Below are 21,039 nucleotides of genomic sequence, written 5' to 3' on the forward strand. Positions count from 1 at the left end.
TATCAATGTTGGGTTAAAGGAGCTGTAGAAATGAAAGGCTCAAAAAGTCTGTATTGGAAACTGAGCGCTTATCTTTTCTTTTTCTTTTTCACATGGTCTTCCAGCTACTCTTTGTTTGCGATATGGTTGGGACAGGAAGTCAAATTGAATGGATCGGCGACTGGGATTATCTTTTCTGTAAACGCTATCTTTACTTTGTGTATGCAGCCTTTATACGGCTTTATCTCTGATAAACTTGGGCTGAAGAAAAACATATTATTTATGATTAGTGTACTTATCGTTTTTACCGGGCCGTTTTATATCTTTATCTACGGACCGCTTTTACAATATGATGTCTTCCTTGGCGCCATTGTCGGCGGTATTTATCTAGGAACTGCTTTTCTTGCTGGAGTTGGCGCTATTGAAACTTATATTGAAAAGGTCAGCCGAAAATACCAGTTCGAATACGGCAAGACAAGGATGTGGGGTTCACTCGGATGGGCAGCAGCAACTTTTTTTGCAGGACAGCTGTTCAATATCAATCCGAATATCAATTTCTGGATTGCGTCCCTTTCAGCAGTCATATTGGTGGTCATTATTATGTCCATAAAAATTGAAATGACGGATGATGATAAGGAAAGAGCGGATTCGATCCGGTTAAAAGACGTAGGAGGACTCTTTCTATTAAAAGACTTTTGGTTTTTAATGTTGTACGTAATCGGGGTGGCATGCGTGTACGGCGTCTATGATCAGCAATTCCCGATTTACTACGCTTCTTTATTTCCCTCTCCAGCTATGGGGAATCAAATATTCGGATATTTAAACTCATTTCAAGTATTTATTGAAGCGGGCATGTTGTTTTTGGCCCCATTTATTGTTAATAGACTCGGTCCTAAAAAAAGCTTGATACTCGCGGGACTTTTGATGTCATTCCGTATTATTGGGTCTGGAATTGTCATCGGACCGTTCGGAATTTCATCAATGAAACTTATTCATGCTTTAGAATTGCCAATCATGCTGATTGCGATTTTCAAGTATTTAGCCGCGAATTTTGATACACGTCTTTCATCAGTTCTTTACCTTGTCGGCTTTCAATTTGCATCTCAAGTAGGCACATCGATTTTCTCCCCGATTGCGGGTGGTTTATACGACAGTATAGGTTTCCGTCACACATATCTTTTCATGGGAACCCTGGCTCTATGTTTCACAATCATTTCAATTTTTACTTTGTTAGATTCAAAGAAAGGCGTTCTGTATACTCAACCTTTTCGAAAAAACAGATATAGAGAGGATGTCACAAATGGATAGAATCCAACAGGCAGAGGAAGCTTTGAAAAAAGCGGAGGAAAAGATGAACACTCGTTATCGATTAGGGTACCATATTATGCCCCGGGCGAATTGGATCAATGATCCGAACGGGCTTATTCAGTTTAAAGGAGAATACCACGTCTTTTTTCAGCATCATCCATATGATGAGCATTGGGGGCCGATGCATTGGGGACATGTAAAAAGTAAAGATCTCATTCATTGGGAGCACCTGCCGGTTGCCTTAGCTCCGGGGGATGAATTCGACCAAAGCGGCTGTTTTTCGGGAAGCGCGGTCGATGATCATGGAAAATTGGCCCTCATCTATACAGGACATAATATAATTGATCAAGAGAAAGACCTATTCTATCAAACTCAAAATATCGCTGTCAGCCAAGATGGAACCGTGTTTGAAAAGCTTCAGGAAAACCCTGTTATTGCGGAACCGCCGGAAGACAGCGCCCGTCATTTCCGCGATCCGAAAGTATGGAAGCATCGCGATGTTTGGTATATGGTCATCGGCAACTCTTCAAAAGAAAACGTCGGACGGGTCGTTTTATACCGTTCACCTGATTTGCGTGATTGGGAATACGCGGGGGTTCTCGCCCAAAGTGACGGTCATCTCGGCTATATGTGGGAATGTCCTGATTTCTTTGAATTAGGCGGCAAACATGTTCTGCTGATTTCGCCACAGGGTATCGAGGCGGACGGCGATTCCTATCAAAATTTACATCAAACCGGTTATTTAATCGGTGACTATCATGATGAAACAAACAAATTTACACACGGCGCTTTTAAAGAACTGGATCACGGCCATGACTTTTACGCCGTGCAAACATTATTAGATGATAAAGGACGCAGAATTGCTATCGGCTGGATGGATATGTGGGAATCTGAGATGCCGACAAAAGCGGACGGGTGGTGCGGTGCACTGACTTTGCCGCGAGAACTGACTTTGCGTGATGATCATAAACTTTTGATGAATCCCGTGGAAGAAACCAAGCAGCTGCGGAAAATGGAATATCGGGAATGTGCCGGACGATCGGTTTCAGGGAGTTACTTGGCAAAGACGTCGGAAGACCTGCTTGAAGTCCGAGTCGTGTTTGATGTAAACGATTCCGATGCCGAAACGGCAGGTTTTAAGATTCGCGGCCTTGACGAAGAAGAACTTGTGCTGACATACAATCTAACGGATAAAAAGCTGACACTTGATTGCACCAAGATGGGGAAAGCGAAAGACGGTGTGAGAAGGGTGCAGACGGATACAAACGGCAAGCTGGCGCTGCGTATCTTTATTGACAGATCCTCGATTGAAGTATTCGCAAATCATGGAGAAACAACGATGACAAGCCGTATCTATCCGAATGAAGGCAGATTGGGGATTGAGCTGTTTTCTGAGAAAGGCGCTGTGAGGGTTGAAGAATTCACCTATTGGACTCTAAAAGACATATGGAAGGAAAAGGAGTCACTTGAAAAAAATATTTTGCATCGGTGAAATACTGATTGATTTTATTCCATTCCAAAAAAAGGCTTTGCAAGATGTCACATCCTTTGAGCGCGATGCCGCCGGCGCGCGTGCCGTCATGCTGACGAAAATCGCCAATGATCATTTCGGGGATTACCGTTGGTGTCCTTGAGGAAAATGGCGCAGATGTTTCTTATTTCATTCGAAGCGATGAAGGCGAAACCGGATTGGCTTTTGTCTTCGTAGATAAGGCCGGGGGAAAGAAGCTTTCATTTTTATCGGAAGAATGCTGCTGATTTGCGCTTTCACCGGAAGAGGTAAAGCAGAAATGGTTTCATCAAGGAGATCTGTTCGAAAGACTTGGTTAAAAGTCCGATGAAGCAAGCGCATATCAAAGTGATCGAAGACTTTCAAAAAAATCGGCGGGATGATCAGTTTTGACCCTAATATCAGGCTCCCTTTACGGTCTGATGAATCAAGCTGCCCGAGAGACGCTTCTAACGTTTTTCCCCTTGCGGATATCATGAAAGCCTCTGATGAGGTGCGGCGGTTTATCACCAGTATCGATGACGAGCGAGAAGCAGTTGCTTCGCTTTTTACCGGCCGTATCAACGTCGTTGTACTGACAAAAGGAGGCGAAGGTGCGGCGGTTTATTTAAAAAATGGCGAGTCATATGAAGATAAAGGCTTGAAAGCCGCTGTTTCCGACACAGCCGGTGCGGGGGATGCCTTTGAATTGATGTCATATCAAAGGAGACGCTGTGCGAACAGATAAGTGAACATCACCGCCGCTTCTGTAAAAGGAGCGATTCACGCGGCACCCCTGCATAACTGCCTGTAATAACACATAAGAGGAGAAAATAGTAATGATAAAAGAAAAAGAGAAGATGTTAGCCGGGGAATTATATAACCCGTCTGACTCTGAATTAGCAAAAGACAGAGAAAACGCAAGACGGCTGGTTAGAATGTATAATCAGACTTTAGAAACTGAAGCCGATAAACGGACTAATTTATTGCGGGAGTTACTTGGTTCAACAGGAGAAAACGTATATATGGAACCAAATATCAGGTTTGATTATGGATATAACACTTTTGTAGGCGAAAACTTTTTCGCAAATTTTGATTGCACCATATTAGATATATGTGAAGTGCGGTTCGGAGATAATTGTATGCTTGGGCCCGGTGTCCAAATCTATACAGCTACACACCCGCTTCTTCCGACTGACCGCAATACGGGATTAGAATATGGAAAGCCTATTACTTTCGGGAATAATGTATGGGTTGGAGGAAGTTCAGTCATATATCCCGGAGTAACGATAGGTAATAATGCAGTTATCGCTGCAGGTGCTGTAGTTACTAAAAATGTACCAGATAATGTTGTAGTTGGGGGCAATCCAGCTAAATTGATTAAACAACTTGAAATATAAATCGTTTCATAGAGTGCCTCCTTGTGAAATCCATTAGCCGTTGAATCAACGTCTTTTTCTTAGTGATGCAGGATTATGCTGCATGAGGACGCTGCATAATCCTGTTGTGCATTATCAAAAAAGAGTTGCTTTCTGTGCGTTTCTTTATTATAATATAAAGGTATCTGATTGAAAAAACGTGCGCTCGTAGCTCAGTTGGATAGAGCGGTGGTTTCCGGTACCACGTCTGTCGGGGGTTCGAATCCCTCCGAGCGCGTCTCAGTTAAGACGATAGGAAAAACCTCACAGATGATAAATCTGCGAGGTTTTTTTATTTTATCTTGTTTTGAAACTGTTAACGAATGGGTCTCTGTTATGTTCGGTTCCGGCAATCAGCCGCGCACTTTCACTGATCCGCTGTGCGAGAGCTTTTTGCGCCTTGCCTTCAAAGCTGTTCAATAGTGCTGAATACACTTCATATAATTCATCTTTCAACGTATCCATTTCGAATGTCGGTTTCAGCGTTCGGCGGACTGTCTCCAGTTTTATCCCCGCTGCCTGTGTCATGACGGTTTTCAGCATCTGCCGCTGCAGCCTTTTCTTCATCGGGTCGTCCTTGTGTTCTAAAAGTTCGTCTAATGTCGGCATTATGTATCCACCTCTATCATCTTAACCAGTTTGCGAGCATCTGGTCTTTTTCCTGAAATTCATCCGCTATTTTATGTAAGAATCCGCCAATCTCTTCAAGGTCCGTAATCGCCGCCTGCAAGGAATCAATAAACGCCTGCTCAGCCTGAGTGTCATAAAAAATCGGGCCTTTATCGTAGGATTGCGCAATATCTTCAATGGTATTGGTCACGTCCTGTGCTTGAAGCTGATCAAACAAGCCATGTCCGACTTGGCCGTAAAATTCTGTTTTCAGCTCGGCGATTTTTTCATCGTGCTCCTGATAGGCGTTTTGCGCTTCTTTTTTCATCGTTCGCAAATCCTCAGTCATAGCCTGCACCTTTTCAGCCAGCTTCTTTGCGTTTTTAGGCGTTACTTTTATTGTATCTGCGCTTCCGATCGCACCGGCCGGCAGAAGAGCGCCGAGGTTTTTATCGAAGACTAACTCATCTCCGTTCGGATTTGCGATAGTGCCGTTTCTGTCGAACACGAAATTTGCTTCGTTTAAGCCGTGTGTATCCGGATTTCTCAGAATGACGGTAGTGAAGAAATAAGCGAGATTCTTGCTGATCTGCTCGTTTAAGTTCCCATCAAGCCGCTGCTTTCGGCTGAACTGTGAGAGCGAGGGGTTTTTCGTATAAATCGTTGTCCCGTTGTGGCGGTCATATTCGTTCCAATAACCCGCCCCGACCATGTCGTCCGGATTGATAATTGACCGGATGTAAGGATCGTAAATGCCGCTGTTGATGTCTTTCTGTGTTTCCTCATCGTGCAGTTTCACGACGGAAGGACTGTTAAACGCGACGGCGTACACATCATTATTCACCGCGCTGTATTCGGCCTCAGCGCCGCCGAGTGAATGGCCGGTTGTTGAAATAATCGTTGACGTTCCGGCATACTTTTTCTTTACGCCGCGTACCAGCTGATCGGCTTGATCGATTTGCGATGTTTTCGTTATCAGCTTATACTTTCCGGTTGTGAGCATGGCGTCTTGAGAGGGCGTTCCGTGATAGGTTCCAAGTGTTTTCGACGTATCCTTTGCGTCTTTTTTTACAATATAATGTACTTCTGTTTTCGGATCATTTCCGAAAACAATATTGCCGCCGTCCGCTTTTACGCCGTCATTGATCGGGTCTTTTCCGATATCGGTTCCCGCAAAGGCGACGACCACGTTTTCGGGGTTTTTTGATTTTATCCATTTACCATCTTGTGTTTTTTCCCCTTGTGATAGTACAACCGCGTCTAATCCGGTATCTTCGTCCGTTTTTATTTTTTCAACGTACCAATAAGTTTTTTGGTCTGTTTGTATCGGTTTCCCCGTTTTCAATTTATCAGCTAATCTTTCGCGGTTGTAAGATTCCTGACTTAGCGTATAATAAGTTTTATCTGTTATTTTTGGAACTTTAATCTTGTAATTCATATACAACGCCTCCTTATTTTTGTAAAATGAGACAGGAAAGGGTTGATTTCCAAATGAAAAAGAAAAAGTACATAATTATCCTTATTTTAATAATTATAGCAGTTGGGGGACTTTTTATGAAGCATCAGTATGATCGAAAGGAAAAAGAGATTGCGTTATTCGAAGAAGCCCAGAATCATATGAAAAAGTTTTTAACAACGAACTATAAAAATGTGAAAGATATCCATTTTTCTGAGGATTACTATATTAACCCAATGGGCGGTATTAGTGTTAAGGGTTATACTAATGGAAAAAAAGAGTTTGAAGGTCTATATGACCCAGGCAATAAAGAAATATTGTCATATACGGTTGATGCCGAACCAAAAGAAGAATGTAAAGATAAGCTTTGTACAAGATAAATTAGCCCGCTCAATCGAGCTGGGCTAATTTTGTTGTATTGCTCTTCCTCTAATCTCCTGGACATAAAACAAATTTTTCATAGGTGCATTTTTTAATCCTGTTAATAATGAATAGTGTTGTGTTATCATATCTTGTATTTGTTTTAAATCTGCTTATCGTAACCTCAGTTGAACCAACTAAATCAGCCAATTCCTTCTGGCTTTGAATTCCCTTCTCCTTCATTAAATCTAGATCTGACTATAAACTTTTTCAGAAGTTCACACACCCTTTAGGCTAGTCTAACTAACGCTTATATAAAAGTAATCTCGATCACTGATATTTGATACATTGATGTTTTTTAGACATGTACAACACTCTGAGGTTGATGTAAATTTAATCTAAGAAAGGATGAGTCTGTGAAGAAATACATGGTTGTCCTGATATTTGTAATAACTATAGCGTCAGGAAGTATCTACATGAAGTACCACCATGATAAAAAAGAAGCAGAGCAAGAACTTTTTAACCAAGCGAAAGATAAAATGGAAAGCTATATAAAAGCTAATTACAAAAATATAAAGCACATTACATACGATAACGATTACAAAATAGACCCTATGGGGGGAATTTCCATTGAAGGGTACTTGAATGGTAATAAGGAAAAAGAATTTTTCGGACTTTATGACAAAACGAATGATGAAATAGGAGTTTCGTCAGTCGATGCAGAAGAGAAACCCGAATGTCAGGAAAAAGAATGTGAATACTAAAAGACGCAAAATAAAGAAGTTCTCTTGTTTGCCGGTTTATATGATCCGCTGTGAACATTGAAGAAAAACTTTAAGTCGCCTAAATAGCGTCTGTTTTTGTATGAATTATTGCACCGGGTGTCACCGACCATTTTTGCGAGTCCGCGAGCTTCATCATAACTCATGGGAGGATGATTTCTGGTGAAAACATACATTATGATCTTCTTGGTTATCTTGATAGCAGCCGGAGGTTTTATAATGAAGAGTATGAATGATAAAAATGTTCAGGCTGAAGAGATAAAGATTGCTCAGGAACGAATGGAGAAATTTATCAAAGCGAATTATGAAGGCATACATAACGTTACATTTAAAGATAAATACGAAATAGATCCAATGGGCGGGATAGAGGTATTTGGCTATTACAACGGTGATACATCGAATAAATTCGAGGGTATTTATGATAAGGCAAATGACAAGATTATGGGACACACTATAGATGCTGTGAGAAAGAAAGAATGCAGAGATAGAGATTGCGATTATTAATAAAGACGATCGTCTGGTATGAGCATACACTAAACGAAAAAGACAAGGGGCCGGCATTTGCCGCCCTTGTCTTTTTTCATTGAACATTGGAAAACATAATCAGAAACAGCTCATTATTTGACAGTCCATTTTAACAGCGTTACAATTAAACGTGTAAATAGTTACATGTTTAAGTAAACATAATAACTCGGGAGGTGATACGTCCTTGAATGAACCTTCTTTAAAAAAGTCATTTATGAGTCAGTGAACCGCATCATTGATCCCGAGCATGTTTATTTCCGTACTGTGCCTGTGTTTGAAACAAGCAGCGAGGCATATCAGCATCTGCAGGACCGGCTGTTTATCGGGGCTGCGGTCAGATTGCCGGATGACATTCGGTTAGATGTTTATGAAGTTCAATAATAATATGGAGAGTGAGTCAACATGGAAAACTTTATCGGAAGCCATATGATTTACACGTATGAAAACGGCTGGGAGTATGAAATCTATATTAAAAATGATCATACGATCGACTATCGGATTCATAGCGGAATGGTAGGCGGCCGCTGGGTGCGCGACCAGGAAGTGAATATCGTCAAGCTGACAGAAGGCGTATACAAAGTGTCATGGACTGAACCGACAGGAACAGACGTTTCCTTAAACTTTATGCCGAATGAAAAACGGATGCACGGAATTATTTTCTTCCCGAAATGGGTGCATGAGCATCCGGAAATCACGGTGTGCTACCAAAATGATTACATTGACGTGATGAAAGAGTCACGTGAGAAATATGAAACGTACCCGAAATATGTCGTTCCCGAGTTTGCGGATATTACGTATCTCAACAATGCGGGAATCAATAACGAAACACTGATTTCAGAAGCGCCGTACGAAGGAATGACCGATGATATCCGTGCGGGAAAATTAAAATAAGAGAAAAAACCCGGCAGCTTGGCCGGGTTTTTTGTATTCTTTTACGACAGGGTTTTGGTCATGATAATGTCGACTTGTTTATCATCCCCCATATAAAAAGAGTGTTCTCCGGTTTGGACAAACCCCATTTTTTGATAAAAGGCGATTGCATTTTCGTTTTTTTCCCATACGCCCAGCCAGATGTTCCTTTTATTGTGTGCTGTTGCGATTTTCACAGCTTCGTTCAGCAGATATTTGCCAAGTCCGTGTTTCTGATGGTTTTTTCTTATATAAATTCTCTCAATCTCAAGAGAATCTTCACCCATTTTTTCTGACTGTGCTTCGTTCATGTTGACTTTTACATACCCCGCAAGGTCATCATGATAATAAACAAAATAGAATTGAGAAGACAGATTGGATAATTCCTTTTTCAGCTGTTCAGAGCGGAATGCATTTTCCAAATAAGCTTTCATATTTTCTGGTGAATTTTGATCTTTAAATGTATCATTGAATGTTTCAATGCTTATCTCCCGGAGCTCTGTTATATCGTTAAGGCTGCACTTTTTTAATTGAATACTCATGGTCATCCAGCTCCTTTCTTCATTTATCATATCAGCTGATTTTTTGTTGTGTTTGCAACGAAAATACCGTATAGTAAACATAACGTATTTTTGTTGTATTTGCAACATAAAATAAGAAAATGAGGACGATAAGGTGAAATATGTTTTTTATGTTTTAGGAATCATGATCTTGACCTTTGGTATTTCTGTCACGATTCAATCAGATCTTGGAACGTCGCCTTTTGATGCGCTTATTGTGGGATTGTCCGTCCATGCAGGGCTTACCGTGGGAAGCTGGGAAATCATCATCGCTTTCCTGTTCATTTGCTGTAATTCAATGTTAAAAAGGCAAAGGCCGGAATTTTCAGGGATGATTACGGCGTTTATAACGGGAATCGGGATTGATATGTGGCTTTTTTTTCTGCATCGAGTCATAACGCCTGAACTGTGGTACGGAAAAGCGGGCTGTTTTGCAATCGGTTTAGTTGTGATAGGGATAGGAACCGCAACCTATCTGCACACAAATTTCGCCCCGATCCCGGTTGATCGGTTAACGCTAATTGTCCGCGATTTAACCGGGAGAAGCATCTTTTTTTCAAGAACGGTCATTTACTTCATATTTTTCATACTGGCCGTGATGCTAAAAGGTCCGGTAGGCATCGGAACGTTATTAACCGTTTGTTTAGGAGGGATCATCCTTCATTTCTTTATGCCGATTACCGGAAGATGGATAGACGGCATATTAACAGCATCTCCAAAGCAGGAAGAAACGAAAACCCGGTAACGGGGGTTTTTACCCGATTCTATCATTTTTTCATTTCATCCGTATGTTCAAGGTATAATAAAAAAGGGGGAGGGATTTTTATGAGCGGTCAAAGAAAACTCGTTTTTTACGGAGCTGTCAGCGCAGATGGCTATCTTGCGCGGGAAAATCATTCTTTAGATTGGTTAATCGGAACTGAAGGTGAAGACGGCACCGATTATGAAGCTTTCTATGAATCTGTCGATACGATCATCATGGGCAGAAAAACATACGAGGAAATATTGGTTTTAATGCCTGAGGAATTTCCGTACAAAGGTAAAGAATGCTATGTGTTTTCGCGGACATTGACCGGGCGTACTGAACATGTGAGGTTTATTCATGAAGAGCCTGCCGATTTTATAAAAGCATTGAAACGCCGAGAAGGCAAGCGGATTTGGATTGTCGGCGGGAGTGATCTGCTGCACCCGGTTTTGGAGGAAAAACTTGTCGATGAGTTTATCATTCAGATCGCCCCCGTTCTGCTCGGCCGCGGAATTTCTTTGTTCAAACCCGGAGACCGGGAGACAGGGCTGAAGCTGACTGATGTCAGGCGCTATAAGCAATTTGCGGAGTTGCATTATGAAGTGAGATGACATGAAGTGTATGAAAGAAACCCAGGAAAGGTTACCGGGTTTCTTTTTCATGTTTGTTTTTATGTTTTGAAATGGTGTGGGCCGGCCCGCATGAAAACCCTGCAACCATGATAACAACCCCTATCCACCTCACGGCATAGAAATCAGTGTCGCGCAGGAAGATAAATGAAATTAAGGTCATAAGCGCCCCGATTATAACGGCAGCTGTGCCGATAATACTTGATTTCTCCATATAAAAACTCCTTTATGAATGTTTGTTAACGTATTGAGTTAGAATATAACATATCAGGGTTAATGTGGAAATGGATATACTGCGAAACTGACTGATGTCTGAAGTGAGATGAAAACGAAACGCCAAGGGAGCCGGCTCCCTTGGCGTTTTTTATGCTTGAAACAGGATGCGGCGTTTTGCTGAATCGGGATCACTTTCGACAGCGGTATCCGTGTTGAAAAGCAAAGTTTCGCGTGAATCGGTTTCATATTCAGGCCAATTGAAGTGAGAGGTGTTCGGGTTTCCGGTTTTTGCAAAAGCGAGCCATGCGGATTGGATTTGTTTGGAAAGCTGTTCTGCGTCATCACCGAGCGGTTCTTGCAGCGTCTTTCTCAAAGAATCAAAGTTTCCGAACACAAACGGCAATTCCAGAGCGTGAACGGCTTTATGAAACGGCGGTGTTTCGCCATGCCAATCAAAGCGGTACATCCAGACCGGTGCGTGCTGCGACTGTCCTTGTGCGAAAGCGACAGCCGGCCGCCAGAAAATCAGATCCGTCATCATATCGATTTGTCCCTTTAATGAATGCGGATATAAATCTGCCGCTTGCTCGGTGCAGTTCTCTCCGAGGTGATAATGCAAATAATCTTGCTGTTTTTTCTCGGAATGAATGTCTGTATCAGGGGTGAAAAACAAATATGCTTCATCACGATTGGTTCCGATGATCATAGGTATGCCTTCTGCGGCCCCGTCTGCTATGGCTTTCACCGGTTCCGCAGGCAATGTGGCCGGATCGATGGCGGGCTGAAACAAAAGCTGAAAAATGTTTTGATCTAGTGAGCGCCGCACTTTATCCGCAGTCTTAAGCAGGTCATTAACGGAAAGCTCCTGCAATTGATCAGTGCCGGCTTCATGAATAAATGCCGTCGCGATGTCTTTTGCCATGTCCGCCGGGATCGTATGAGAGGCGCCGCTTTCTAAAATGGCTTTATGAAACAGGCCTTTTGCGTCAGGCATTGCCATAAGGGAGGCGATGCTCATGCCGCCTGCCGATTCACCAAATATCGTGACGTTATCCGGGTCTCCTCCAAATTCGGAGATATTGTCCCTCACCCAGCGCAGCGCGGCGATCTGATCGAGCAGCCCGATATTGGCGGAATACGCGTCATGAATAGAAGACAAATGTAAAAAGCCGAATGGTCCGAGCCTGTAATTGAGTGTCACTACAATGACATCTCCGTCAGCGGCAAGGGCAGATCCGTCGTAAAGCGGTTCGCTTCCGGCACCTAAATAAAATGCCCCGCCGTGTATCCATACCATGACAGGCTTTTTTTCGCCCTCTGAATCGGGGGCGAAAACATTGAGGTAAAGGCAATCTTCAGATTGAGGCGGTACATCTCCGGAAAACGATATAGACAGCATATCATCCGGCTGCGGACAAACCGGTCCGAACGAATCGGCATGTTTTACGCCGTCCCAAGGTGCGGGCGGCTCCGGCGCTTTAAATCTGAGCTCTCCGACGGGCGGCTTCGCGTACGGTATTCCCTTCCATGTGCGGACGCCGCGGCCGGCAGTTCCTTTCAGTGCGCCGGAGCGGGTTTGAACGGTAAGTTTTGTCATCATTTCATCCCCTTTTTTCTTTTCATTATAAACAGAGATGAAGACATGAAGCGAATAAAAGCCTTTTCATCAGCATATCATTAGTAACGCTTCCGTTCTAAAAATGATCTGACTTCCTGAACGGACAAGCCGAGTTCTTTGGCTTCCTGCATCAGCGCTTTCCATTCCTCAATGTTGGATTCAGTCAGTTTTCTGTTGCGGTAGGGTGCGGGCTCCGGGCGTTTTTCAGTCAGTTTGTTCGTAAAGGTGAACAGTTCTTCTTTCGGCATGCCCGACTGCACGGCCTGCACAAGGTGGATGCGCCACTCATCTTCCGTGTCTCCCATGTGATGCAGCATCGTTTCGGCATCAAAAAGCTCCGTCAGATCGACCTGCAGGGTGGCGGATACTTTTTTCAGAAATTGGATGGACGGATTTGAGTGAACCCCCCGTTCTATCTTGCTTAAATAAGATTTAGAGACACCTGCTTCAACTGCTAGCTGATTAATAGAGTAGCCTTTTCTTCTGCGGTATAAACGAATTATTCTTCCAATCATTGTGCTGAATTCTCCCCTGTATACTGGCTTTTTTGTTCATTATAAGAAATCTTTCGTTCTTTATAAAATTTAAAATTATAAGGTAAGTGCAGTAAATAAGAGGAAAATCATGATAATGTTCTCTAAAAAGAACCAAATGGCTTAATTTGAAATTTTCAAATTTCGACCTTTTCTTTTATAATCCAATCATTAACAGAAGGGGGCGTTTAAGCCTGATGCAATAAGGATGAGGCTGTAATTACATGAATGAGAATATGAGTTTCAAAGAACTATTTGACATTATTAAACACAGATTTTTACTGATTTTTATCATGACAGCAGTTGTAACGCTGGTGACGGGATACATCCAATTCCGGGTGATTTCGCCCGTTTATCAGTCATCGACCCAAGTGCTCATTCATGAAACAAGCGGTGAAAAAAATTCGAATCTCAGCGACGTTCAGCTGAATCTTCATTACAACAATACGTTTCAAACGATAATGAAAAGCCCGGTTGTGCTTGAGAAAGTGAAACAGACGCTGCATCTTTCTGAGACGGCATCCGCTTTAAAAGCAAAGATCACGACAAGCAGCGAAACCGATTCAGAGATCATTACCGTAGCGGTGCAGGACGAGAATCCGAAACAGGCCGCCGCTATAGCGAACACGCTGATGAAGACATTTAAAAAAGAAGTCCGTGACAGGATGAATATAAAAGGCGTCATTGTTTTGTCTGAGGCAAAAGCATCGGAAAGCCCGATGGTCAAGCCTTCGCGCATCCGAAATATCATGATGGCGTTCGGTGCGGCTCTCATGGCGGGTGTGACGCTTGCGTTTTTTCTCCACTTTCTTGATGAAACCGTTAAAAGCGAGCGGCAGCTCAGCGAAAAAACAGACTTGCCTGTTTTAGGGGTTGTGTATGACATCAAAAATCAGCAGACACGGTCTGATGAAAAACATTTCGGGGAGTGAGGCGTTTGGGATTCAGAAAAAAGAAATCAAGAAGGGGACTGGCTCAAATATCCGTTTTACATCACAAATCATTGGTGGCTGAACAATACCGCACCATTCGGACAAATATTGAGTTCTCCTCTGTTCAGACCCATTTGCGCTCCATTCTCGTCACTTCCTCCGTTCCGGGAGAAGGAAAATCATTCAGCGCCGCCAACCTTGCCGCGGTATTTGCGCAGCAGGAAAAAAAGGTGCTGCTCGTCGATGCGGATTTACGAAAACCGACGATACATGAGACCTATCAGCTTGAAAATGTACAAGGCCTGACAAATGTGTTAGTCGGAAACGCTTCCCTCGGCGAAACGGTGCAAAAAACGCTGATTGACAACCTCTATGTCTTAACGAGCGGGCCGACGCCGCCGAATCCGGCTGAGCTTTTATCTTCAAAGGCGATGGGAGAGCTGATTCAGGAGATGTACAGCCGGTACAGTCTGGTTATTTTCGATTCACCTCCGCTTTTGGCTGTGGCGGACGGACAGATTTTAGCGAATCAGACAGATGGAAGCGTTCTCGTCGTCTTGAGCGGAAAAACGAAAATGGATACCGTCCAAAAGGCGAGAGACGCGCTCCAGCAGTCAAAGGCAAAGCTTTTGGGGGCGCTGCTGAATAAAAAGAAAATCAAAAAAACGGAGCACTACTCGTATTGAGCGGTGCAGGTGATGTCTCCTTACCTTTATCAACGGAGGCACTCGGCTCTGCTGTGGGCGGCGTTTTTCGCTGCCTTAGATGCTGGTCGTCGGTGGCGGGGTGTGAGGACGGGTTAAATGCCCAATTTATCTTAAGATGATGCATTGTTATCGGCTTAGCTGTTATGTCTGTTTTTTTACGAAAACCGTATCAGCTAAACCGATAAATGAGGAGGGGAAAGATTGACTTACCGGAGAAGACTTTCAATGATTTTTGCATTGGATACGTATCTCGTTTTACTTTCCGTTGTTATAGGATATCAATTTTTTGAGGATTCTTATCACTTTTATGACTCCGGAGCGTTGCTGCTGACTGCCGTGAGCATGCTGATCAGCCATCATGTATGCGCTTTTATGTTTCACCAGTATAAGCAGGTATGGACGTACACGGGAATAGGCGAGCTGCTTGCCTTGATGAAGGGGATCACGCTGTCAGCAGCCGTAACAGCGGCAGTCCAATACGGGGTGTTCCACACGATTTTGTTCCGGCTGTTGGCCGTCAGCTGGATGGTTCAGCTATTGTTCATCGGAGGAAGCCGGATGATTTCACGGGTGCTGAAAGAAACGATCGGCAGGAAGCAAAATGACTCTTCCAGGGCGCTGATCATCGGCGCAGGTTCGGGGGGGACGCTGCTCGTCCGTCAGCTTACCCAGAAAAACGATCTCGGAATCATGCCTGTGGCTTTTATTGATGATGATCAGACGAAGCATAAGCTCGAAATCATGGGCCTGCCCGTCATCGGCGGAAAAGAAAGCATTATGCCGGCGGTGCAGAGGCTGAGAATTCATCATATCATCATTGCCATTCCGTCTCTTTGCACCCATGAGCTTCAAACGTTATACAAAGAATGTGTGCAGACGGGCGCCCATATTAAAATCATGCCGCAATTTGACGAGATCCTGCTCGGAACGCAGGCTGCCGGACACATCAGAGATGTAAAAGCCGAAGATCTGCTCGGCAGAAAGCCGGTCACCCTTGATACGAGCAAAATTTCTGACAGCATCAAGGGAAAAACGATTCTGGTCACGGGCGCCGGCGGCTCAATCGGTTCTGAAATCTGCCGCCAGATCAGCGCGTTTCTTCCGCGGGAAATCGTCCTTCTAGGCCACGGAGAAAACAGCATTCATTCCGTACATACCGAGCTGTCCGCACGCTTCGGCAAAGAGGTGCTCTTTCACGCGGAGATCGCCGATATTCAGGACAGAGATAAAATCTTTACTTTGATGAAAAAATACGAGCCGCACGTCGTCTATCATGCGGCTGCCCATAAACATGTGCCGTTAATGGAACATAATCCGGAAGAAGCCGTTAAAAACAACATCATCGGCACGAAAAATGTCGCCGAAGCCGCCGACATGTGCGGAACGGAAACATTCGTGCTGATTTCTTCTGACAAAGCGGTCAATCCGGCCAATGTCATGGGCGCGACGAAACGGTTTGCGGAAATGGTCATCATGAACCTCGGAAAGGTCAGCCGCACCAAATTCGCCGCCGTCCGTTTCGGAAATGTGCTCGGAAGCCGCGGCAGCGTCATTCCGATTTTCAAAAAGCAGATTGAAAAAGGCGGACCCGTCACCGTCACGCATCCGGCGATGACAAGATATTTTATGACGATCCCCGAAGCGTCAAGACTCGTCATTCAGGCGGGGGCGCTTGCAAAAGGGCGGCAGATTTTCGTTCTGGATATGGGAGAACCCGTCAAAATCGTCGATCTGGCCAAAAACCTGATTCATTTATCAGGCTATACGACAGAACAGATTCCCATCGAATTCTCCGGCATCCGTCCGGGAGAAAAGATGTATGAAGAATTGCTGAATCATAATGAAGTACATACGGAGCAGATTTTTCCGAAAATCCATATCGGGAAAGCGGTGGACGGGAATTGGGCCGTGCTCATCCGTTTTATGGAGGAATTCAGCCGTCTGCCTGAAGAAGAGCTGAGAAAAAGGCTGTTTGAGGCGATCGAATCAGTACATGAAGAAGCGGCCGCAGGCGTGTGATGGGAGGACAGAAAGATGACGAAAAAAGTATTATTCTGCGCCACAGTCGATTATCATTTTAAAGCCTTTCATCTTCCGTATTTTCAATGGTTTCAGGATATGGGCTGGGAGGTGCACGTCGCGGCAGGCGGCAATATGAATCTTCCGTTCGTTGATGAAAAGTTTTCCATTCCGATCCGGCGCTCGCCGTTTCATCCCGAAAATCTTTCTGTTTACAGGCGTCTGAAACGGCTCATTCAGGACAACGGCTACGACATGATTCACTGTCATACGCCGGTCGGCGGCGTGCTTGCACGCCTTGCGGCGAGACAAGCGCGCCAAAAAGGGACAAAGGTGCTGTACACCGCGCACGGCTTTCACTTCTGCGACGGAGCGCCTCTGAAAAACTGGCTTCTTTATTACCCGATCGAAAAATTTCTTTCTTCTTATACGGATTGTCTGATTACGATTAATGAAGAGGATTACGAACGGGCCAAGCAAATGAAAAAAACAGATTGCAGCGCGAAAAAAATACACGGCATCGGGGTGAATACAGACAGGTTTCGCCCTGTGAGCCGGGAAGAGAGTGAACGTCTGAGAGAAAAACACGGCTTCGGCGCCGGGGAATTTATTCTCGTATACCCCGCTGAATTAAACGGCAATAAAAACCAGGGACTTCTCATTGAAACTGCGGCACTGCTGAGGAACCGCATCCCGGAGCTGAAACTCGTATTTGCCGGAGAAGGCGCGATGGAAGAGCCGTACAGAAAAAAGGCTGAATCACTCGGTGTATCCGACATGGTGCGGTTTTACGGTTTTTGCCGCGATATTCATGAACTGATTCAGCTTGCCGATCTGTCTGTCGCCTCAAGCATCCGCGAAGGACTCGGCATGAATCTGCTTGAAGGAATGGCTGCCGAAAAGCCCGCCGTTGCCGCGGACAACAGGGGGCACCGCGAGATCATCGAAGACGGCGTGAACGGTTTTCTCGTGCCGGCGGGGGACAGCGCGGCGTTTGCCGATCGGATTGAAAAGCTGTACCGCTCCCCGGGGCTGCGAAAAGCAATGGGGCAAGAAGGGCGCAGGACGGCGGAATGTTTTTCAGAAACACGTACGGTAAAGGAAATGGCGCACATTTACGCCGGTTATATGGATAAAAAGGAGAAAAGCGTATGAATGCAGGAGCACAACCGAAAATTTCCGTCATCATGGGAATTTATAATTGCGAAGAGACTTTAGCGGAGAGTATTGAATCCATCCTGAGCCAATCTTATAAGAATTGGGAACTGATTATGTGTGATGACGCGTCAACTGACGGAACGTATCAGATTGCGCGCCGTTACGCGGATCATTACGGCGACCGGATTATGCTGATTCAAAATAAGACAAATCAACGGCTTGCCGCTTCGCTTAACCGCTGTCTGACATACGCAACGGGGGATTATATCGCCAGGCAGGACGGTGATGACATCTCCAACCCGAGGAGACTGGAAAAACAGGCCGCTTTCTTAAACAAGCACGCCCACTATCAAGTCGTAGGCACGGGCATGCTCGTATTTGACGAATTCGGTGTAAGGGGCGCCCGGCTTTTGCCGCCCGTGCCGAAACCGGGAATTATGGCGAAAGGCACACCATTCTGCCACGGCACCATTATGATGCGGGCTGAAGCGTACAAAGCGCTTGGCGGCTACCGGTCAGTCAGACGGACGCGGCGGATGGAGGATATCGATTTGTGGCTGCGCTTTTTTGAAGCGGGTTTCCGGGGGTACAATCTCCAAGAAACGCTGTATAAAGTCAGAGAGGACAGTGATGCGTTTAAGAGGAGATCGTTTACGTATTCCATTGATAATGCGGTGCTCGTTTTTCAGGCATGCAGACGGCTGAAGCTGCCGCTTTCCCATTACGCGTATATCGCAAAACCGCTCATCCGCGCCATTACGCCGCCCGCGGTCATGAACCGTTATCATAAAAACAGGGACATCCGCCAAAAAGAAGGGCTTGCCGAACATGACTGACAAACCGATGCGGGTGCTGCACATCTTCAGCGGGATGAACAGGGGCGGCGCAGAAACGATGATGATGAATTTGTACCGGAAGATGGACAGAACGAAGGTGCAGTTTGATTTTTTAACCCATAGGAACGATCCGTGCGCTTATGATGAGGAAATTCTCGCTCTCGGCGGACGGCTTTTTTATGTGCCGAGCATCGGCAGCACAAACCCGATTACATTTGTAAAACAGGTCAAGCGGGTGATTCAGGAAAAAGGCCCGTTTGCCGCCGTGCACGCCCATACCGATTTTCAGTCGGGATTCATCGCGCTTGCCGCTCGTTTAGCCGGCGTCCCGGTGCGGATCTGTCATTCGCACAGTACGTCGTGGCGGGGACGGGCGTCGCGGCTTGCCGGGATGCAGCTGTTTGTGTTCAGACGGCTGATCACCGCAAACGCCACGGCACTGTGCGCCTGCGGGGAAGACGCGGGCCGTTTCTTATTCGGGAAAGAAAAAGACGTGCATCTTTTGCCGAACGGCATTGATCTCGACTTATTTGCCGGCGGATGCGCGGACACAGAAGCTGAAAAAAGGAAGCGGGGCATTGCAGACGGCCGTTTGGTGATCGGCCATATCGGCCGCTTTACAGAAGAAAAAAACCACGAATTTCTGCTCCGGCTGGCCGCTGATATGAAAGAGCGGGGCATCAGTTTACAGCTGGTTCTCGCCGGAGACGGTCCGCTTCGCACCGACATGGAAAATCTGGCGGCGAAGCTGGGGCTTGATGATGATGTGCGTTTTATCGGCATAGAAGACCGCGTTCATGCCCTGCTGAAAACGCTGGATGTATTTGTCATGCCGTCTCTTTATGAAGGGCTGCCCGTCACGCTCGTTGAAGCGCAGGCCTCCGGGGTGCCGTGCGTGATATCAGACGGCATAACGGAAGAAGCCGATGCCGGGCTCGGGCTGGTCAAAAGGCTCAGCCTCAAAGAACCGCTCGGACAATGGGCATCCGCGGTTTTACGGGCAGCAGAGGCGGCAAAGCCTGACGGGGCGCGCATTAAAGAAACCCTCAGACGGCAGGGATATGACGCGGGAGAAAATGCGGGGGCTGTTATGAAGCTTTACAATATGAATTGGAAAAAGGAACAGTAACGAATGATTGTATACGTAGTCAATATGGGAATTGTGTATATTTGGTCATGGTTCGCCAAAATGTGCGGCGGGCGTGATCAATCGCTTTCGACCGGATACCGGCCGAATCAGCTCGTCATGATCGTTCCGCTGCTATCGCTCGTATTGGTCTCCGGTTTGCGCTACAGAGTCGGGACGGATTTTCAGACGTACGCGCTGATGTACAAGCTGGCGGGAAATTACGGCAGCATTTGGGAGATCTTCGGGTTCGGAGCGAAAAAAGCAGCCGTTGATCCGGGGTTTACGTCTCTCATCTGGCTCATGAATTTTATCACGAAAGATCCGCAAATTATGTATTTCACCGTAGCGGTCGTGACGTGCAGCTTTATTTTAAAGGGGCTCGTTGAGTTCGGCCGTCCGTTTGAGCTGAGTGTGTTTTTGTTTTTGGGCACGTATCACTATTACGCTTCCTTTAACGGGATCAGGCAGTATATGGTGGCGGCCGTTTTGTTTTGGGCCGTCCGCTACGTGATCAGCGGAAGCTGGAAGCGTTATATGTCAATCGTGCTGCTGTGTTCGCTTTTTCATTCCTCAGCGCTGATTATGATTCCGGTTTATTTTCTCGTCAGAAAAAGAGCCTGGTCGCCCGCGATTTTCGGACTGTCGGCATTGTTTCTTCTTATGACGTTCCTGTATCAGAAGTTCATTTCGCTGTTTGTCGTCGTGCTGGAAAACAGCTCGTACGGCCATTATGAGAAATGGCTGATGACCAATACGAATGGGATGAACGTCGTAAAAATCGCGGTGCTGCTTCTGCCGCTGTTTTTGGCTTTCTGCTATCGGGAGCGGCTGCGGAAGCTCTGGCCTGACATTGATGTCATCGTGAATTTCTGTCTACTCGGCCTGCTCTTCGGTCTTTTGGCGACAAAGGATGTTATTTTTGCCCGGTTTAATATATATTTCGGCCTGTACCAAATGATCCTGATCCCTTATTTTGTGAGAATTTTTGATGAAAAATCAAATGCGCTGATTTATATCGCCATTATTGTCTGTTATTTTCTTTACAGTTACTTGCTTATGCCGGTCGATTCGTCTGTGCTTCCGTACAGAACGATTTTTTCCCGGTAATGAACACTGGAGGTT

At 45.3% G+C, this 21,039-nt stretch carries 25 protein-coding genes, 1 tRNA gene and 1 pseudogene; 20 read left to right on the forward strand and 7 right to left on the reverse strand.

What is annotated here, in order from left to right:
• Window positions 1-30: 30 nt before the first annotated feature.
• From SB724_RS11790 to SB724_RS11815, 6 genes are all read left to right on the forward strand, one after another.
• Window positions 31-1,287, forward strand: a complete 1,257-nt coding sequence (locus SB724_RS11790; protein WP_265972891.1) for an MFS transporter — start codon at window positions 31-33, stop codon at window positions 1,285-1,287.
• Window positions 1,280-2,779: a glycoside hydrolase family 32 protein gene (locus tag SB724_RS11795; RefSeq protein WP_410571233.1), complete on the forward strand. Its 1,500-nt coding sequence runs from the start codon at window positions 1,280-1,282 to the stop codon at window positions 2,777-2,779. The genes SB724_RS11790 and SB724_RS11795 overlap by 8 nt, the downstream gene beginning before the upstream one ends.
• A complete protein-coding gene (locus SB724_RS11800; RefSeq protein WP_265972895.1) occupies window positions 2,754-2,921 on the forward strand; it encodes a hypothetical protein in 168 nt (55 codons plus the stop codon). Before SB724_RS11795 ends, SB724_RS11800 begins: the two co-directional genes overlap by 26 nt.
• Window positions 2,922-3,176: 255 nt before the next feature.
• A complete protein-coding gene (locus SB724_RS11805; protein WP_265972897.1) occupies window positions 3,177-3,524 on the forward strand; it encodes a PfkB family carbohydrate kinase in 348 nt (115 codons plus the stop codon).
• Between the two features lie 91 nt (window positions 3,525-3,615).
• Window positions 3,616-4,176, forward strand: a complete 561-nt coding sequence (locus SB724_RS11810) for a sugar O-acetyltransferase (protein ID WP_265972899.1) — start codon at window positions 3,616-3,618, stop codon at window positions 4,174-4,176.
• A gap of 180 nt (window positions 4,177-4,356) precedes the next feature.
• Window positions 4,357-4,432: transfer RNA gene (locus SB724_RS11815), tRNA-Arg, on the forward strand.
• A gap of 59 nt (window positions 4,433-4,491) precedes the next feature.
• Here SB724_RS11815 and SB724_RS11820 read toward each other — a convergent pair.
• Together SB724_RS11820 and SB724_RS11825 are read right to left on the reverse strand one after the other, a co-directional pair.
• Window positions 4,492-4,803: a hypothetical protein gene (locus SB724_RS11820; RefSeq protein WP_410571236.1), complete on the reverse strand. Its 312-nt coding sequence runs from the start codon at window positions 4,801-4,803 to the stop codon at window positions 4,492-4,494.
• 16 nt (window positions 4,804-4,819) lie between these two features.
• Entirely contained in the window at window positions 4,820-6,241 is a 1,422-nt protein-coding gene (locus SB724_RS11825) for a lipase (RefSeq protein WP_265972901.1), read from the reverse strand.
• A gap of 53 nt (window positions 6,242-6,294) precedes the next feature.
• Between SB724_RS11825 and SB724_RS11830 the strand changes: the two genes are divergently transcribed.
• Entirely contained in the window at window positions 6,295-6,639 is a 345-nt protein-coding gene (locus SB724_RS11830; protein WP_060674026.1) for a DUF1433 domain-containing protein, read from the forward strand.
• A 49-nt stretch (window positions 6,640-6,688) separates the two neighbouring features.
• Here the strand turns inward: SB724_RS11830 and SB724_RS11835 are convergent, their stop codons facing one another.
• Window positions 6,689-6,862 (reverse strand): helix-turn-helix transcriptional regulator, encoded by a 174-nt coding sequence (locus tag SB724_RS11835; RefSeq protein ID WP_342497092.1) that lies wholly within the window; start codon window positions 6,860-6,862, stop codon window positions 6,689-6,691.
• Between the two features lie 233 nt (window positions 6,863-7,095).
• Between SB724_RS11835 and SB724_RS11840 the strand changes: the two genes are divergently transcribed.
• The 4 genes and pseudogenes from SB724_RS11840 to SB724_RS11855 all read left to right on the forward strand — a co-directional run bounded on the left by SB724_RS11840 (window position 7,096) and on the right by SB724_RS11855 (window position 8,817).
• Complete coding sequence (locus SB724_RS11840; protein ID WP_410571239.1) at window positions 7,096-7,383, forward strand: DUF1433 domain-containing protein; 288 nt, start codon at window positions 7,096-7,098, stop codon at window positions 7,381-7,383.
• Between the two features lie 237 nt (window positions 7,384-7,620).
• Complete coding sequence (locus SB724_RS11845; protein ID WP_410571385.1) at window positions 7,621-7,905, forward strand: DUF1433 domain-containing protein; 285 nt, start codon at window positions 7,621-7,623, stop codon at window positions 7,903-7,905.
• A 240-nt stretch (window positions 7,906-8,145) separates the two neighbouring features.
• Window positions 8,146-8,307, forward strand: a pseudogene (locus SB724_RS11850) (DUF3237 family protein); the annotation flags it as partial.
• Between the two features lie 21 nt (window positions 8,308-8,328).
• A complete protein-coding gene (locus tag SB724_RS11855; protein ID WP_014305882.1) occupies window positions 8,329-8,817 on the forward strand; it encodes a phenolic acid decarboxylase in 489 nt (162 codons plus the stop codon).
• Window positions 8,818-8,858: 41 nt separating this feature from the next.
• Here the strand turns inward: SB724_RS11855 and paiA are convergent, their stop codons facing one another.
• The gene (paiA, locus tag SB724_RS11860; RefSeq protein WP_410571241.1) at window positions 8,859-9,377 is read right to left on the reverse strand and encodes a spermidine/spermine N(1)-acetyltransferase; all 519 of its coding nucleotides are present in this window, start codon (window positions 9,375-9,377) and stop codon (window positions 8,859-8,861) included.
• A gap of 133 nt (window positions 9,378-9,510) precedes the next feature.
• Here paiA and SB724_RS11865 point away from each other — a divergent pair, with 133 nt between their 5' ends.
• Window positions 9,511-10,140, forward strand: a complete 630-nt coding sequence (locus SB724_RS11865; protein ID WP_410571243.1) for a YczE/YyaS/YitT family protein — start codon at window positions 9,511-9,513, stop codon at window positions 10,138-10,140.
• Between the two features lie 80 nt (window positions 10,141-10,220).
• Entirely contained in the window at window positions 10,221-10,751 is a 531-nt protein-coding gene (locus tag SB724_RS11870) for a dihydrofolate reductase family protein (RefSeq protein ID WP_325084714.1), read from the forward strand.
• A gap of 31 nt (window positions 10,752-10,782) precedes the next feature.
• On the opposite strand, the gene SB724_RS11875 is transcribed toward SB724_RS11870, so the two are convergent.
• The 3 genes from SB724_RS11875 to slrR form a co-directional block, all read right to left on the reverse strand.
• Window positions 10,783-10,983 carry a hypothetical protein gene (locus SB724_RS11875; protein WP_265972911.1) on the reverse strand — a complete coding sequence of 67 codons (201 nt, stop codon included), beginning with the start codon at window positions 10,981-10,983 and terminating at the stop codon, window positions 10,783-10,785.
• 150 nt (window positions 10,984-11,133) lie between these two features.
• On the reverse strand, window positions 11,134-12,582 hold the full coding sequence (locus SB724_RS11880) for a carboxylesterase/lipase family protein (protein ID WP_410571246.1): 1,449 nt from the start codon (window positions 12,580-12,582) through the stop codon (window positions 11,134-11,136).
• 80 nt (window positions 12,583-12,662) lie between these two features.
• The gene (gene slrR, locus SB724_RS11885) at window positions 12,663-13,118 is read right to left on the reverse strand and encodes an HTH-type transcriptional regulator SlrR (protein ID WP_007407395.1); all 456 of its coding nucleotides are present in this window, start codon (window positions 13,116-13,118) and stop codon (window positions 12,663-12,665) included.
• A gap of 242 nt (window positions 13,119-13,360) precedes the next feature.
• Between slrR and SB724_RS11890 the strand changes: the two genes are divergently transcribed.
• From SB724_RS11890 to epsG, 7 genes are all read left to right on the forward strand, one after another.
• Window positions 13,361-14,068, forward strand: a complete 708-nt coding sequence (locus tag SB724_RS11890) for a YveK family protein (RefSeq protein WP_031378299.1) — start codon at window positions 13,361-13,363, stop codon at window positions 14,066-14,068.
• Between the two features lie 5 nt (window positions 14,069-14,073).
• On the forward strand, window positions 14,074-14,754 hold the full coding sequence (gene epsB, locus SB724_RS11895) for a protein tyrosine kinase EpsB (protein WP_007407393.1): 681 nt from the start codon (window positions 14,074-14,076) through the stop codon (window positions 14,752-14,754).
• A 222-nt stretch (window positions 14,755-14,976) separates the two neighbouring features.
• The gene (locus SB724_RS11900; RefSeq protein WP_172645820.1) at window positions 14,977-16,794 is read left to right on the forward strand and encodes a polysaccharide biosynthesis protein; all 1,818 of its coding nucleotides are present in this window, start codon (window positions 14,977-14,979) and stop codon (window positions 16,792-16,794) included.
• A gap of 15 nt (window positions 16,795-16,809) precedes the next feature.
• Window positions 16,810-17,949, forward strand: coding sequence for a glycosyltransferase family 4 protein (locus SB724_RS11905; RefSeq protein WP_095060497.1), 1,140 nt, complete (start codon window positions 16,810-16,812; stop codon window positions 17,947-17,949).
• Window positions 17,946-18,788 (forward strand): glycosyltransferase EpsE, encoded by an 843-nt coding sequence (gene epsE / locus SB724_RS11910; RefSeq protein ID WP_410571249.1) that lies wholly within the window; start codon window positions 17,946-17,948, stop codon window positions 18,786-18,788. Before SB724_RS11905 ends, epsE begins: the two co-directional genes overlap by 4 nt.
• On the forward strand, window positions 18,781-19,917 hold the full coding sequence (locus tag SB724_RS11915; RefSeq protein WP_410571251.1) for a glycosyltransferase family 1 protein: 1,137 nt from the start codon (window positions 18,781-18,783) through the stop codon (window positions 19,915-19,917). The genes epsE and SB724_RS11915 overlap by 8 nt, the downstream gene beginning before the upstream one ends.
• A 3-nt stretch (window positions 19,918-19,920) precedes the next feature.
• Window positions 19,921-21,024 carry a biofilm exopolysaccharide biosynthesis protein EpsG gene (gene epsG / locus SB724_RS11920; RefSeq protein WP_410571253.1) on the forward strand — a complete coding sequence of 368 codons (1,104 nt, stop codon included), beginning with the start codon at window positions 19,921-19,923 and terminating at the stop codon, window positions 21,022-21,024.
• Window positions 21,025-21,039: the final 15 nt, after the last annotated feature.

This window comes from Bacillus sp. SIMBA_031 (genome assembly GCF_046535225.1).
GTDB lineage: Bacteria > Bacillota > Bacilli > Bacillales > Bacillaceae > Bacillus > Bacillus velezensis.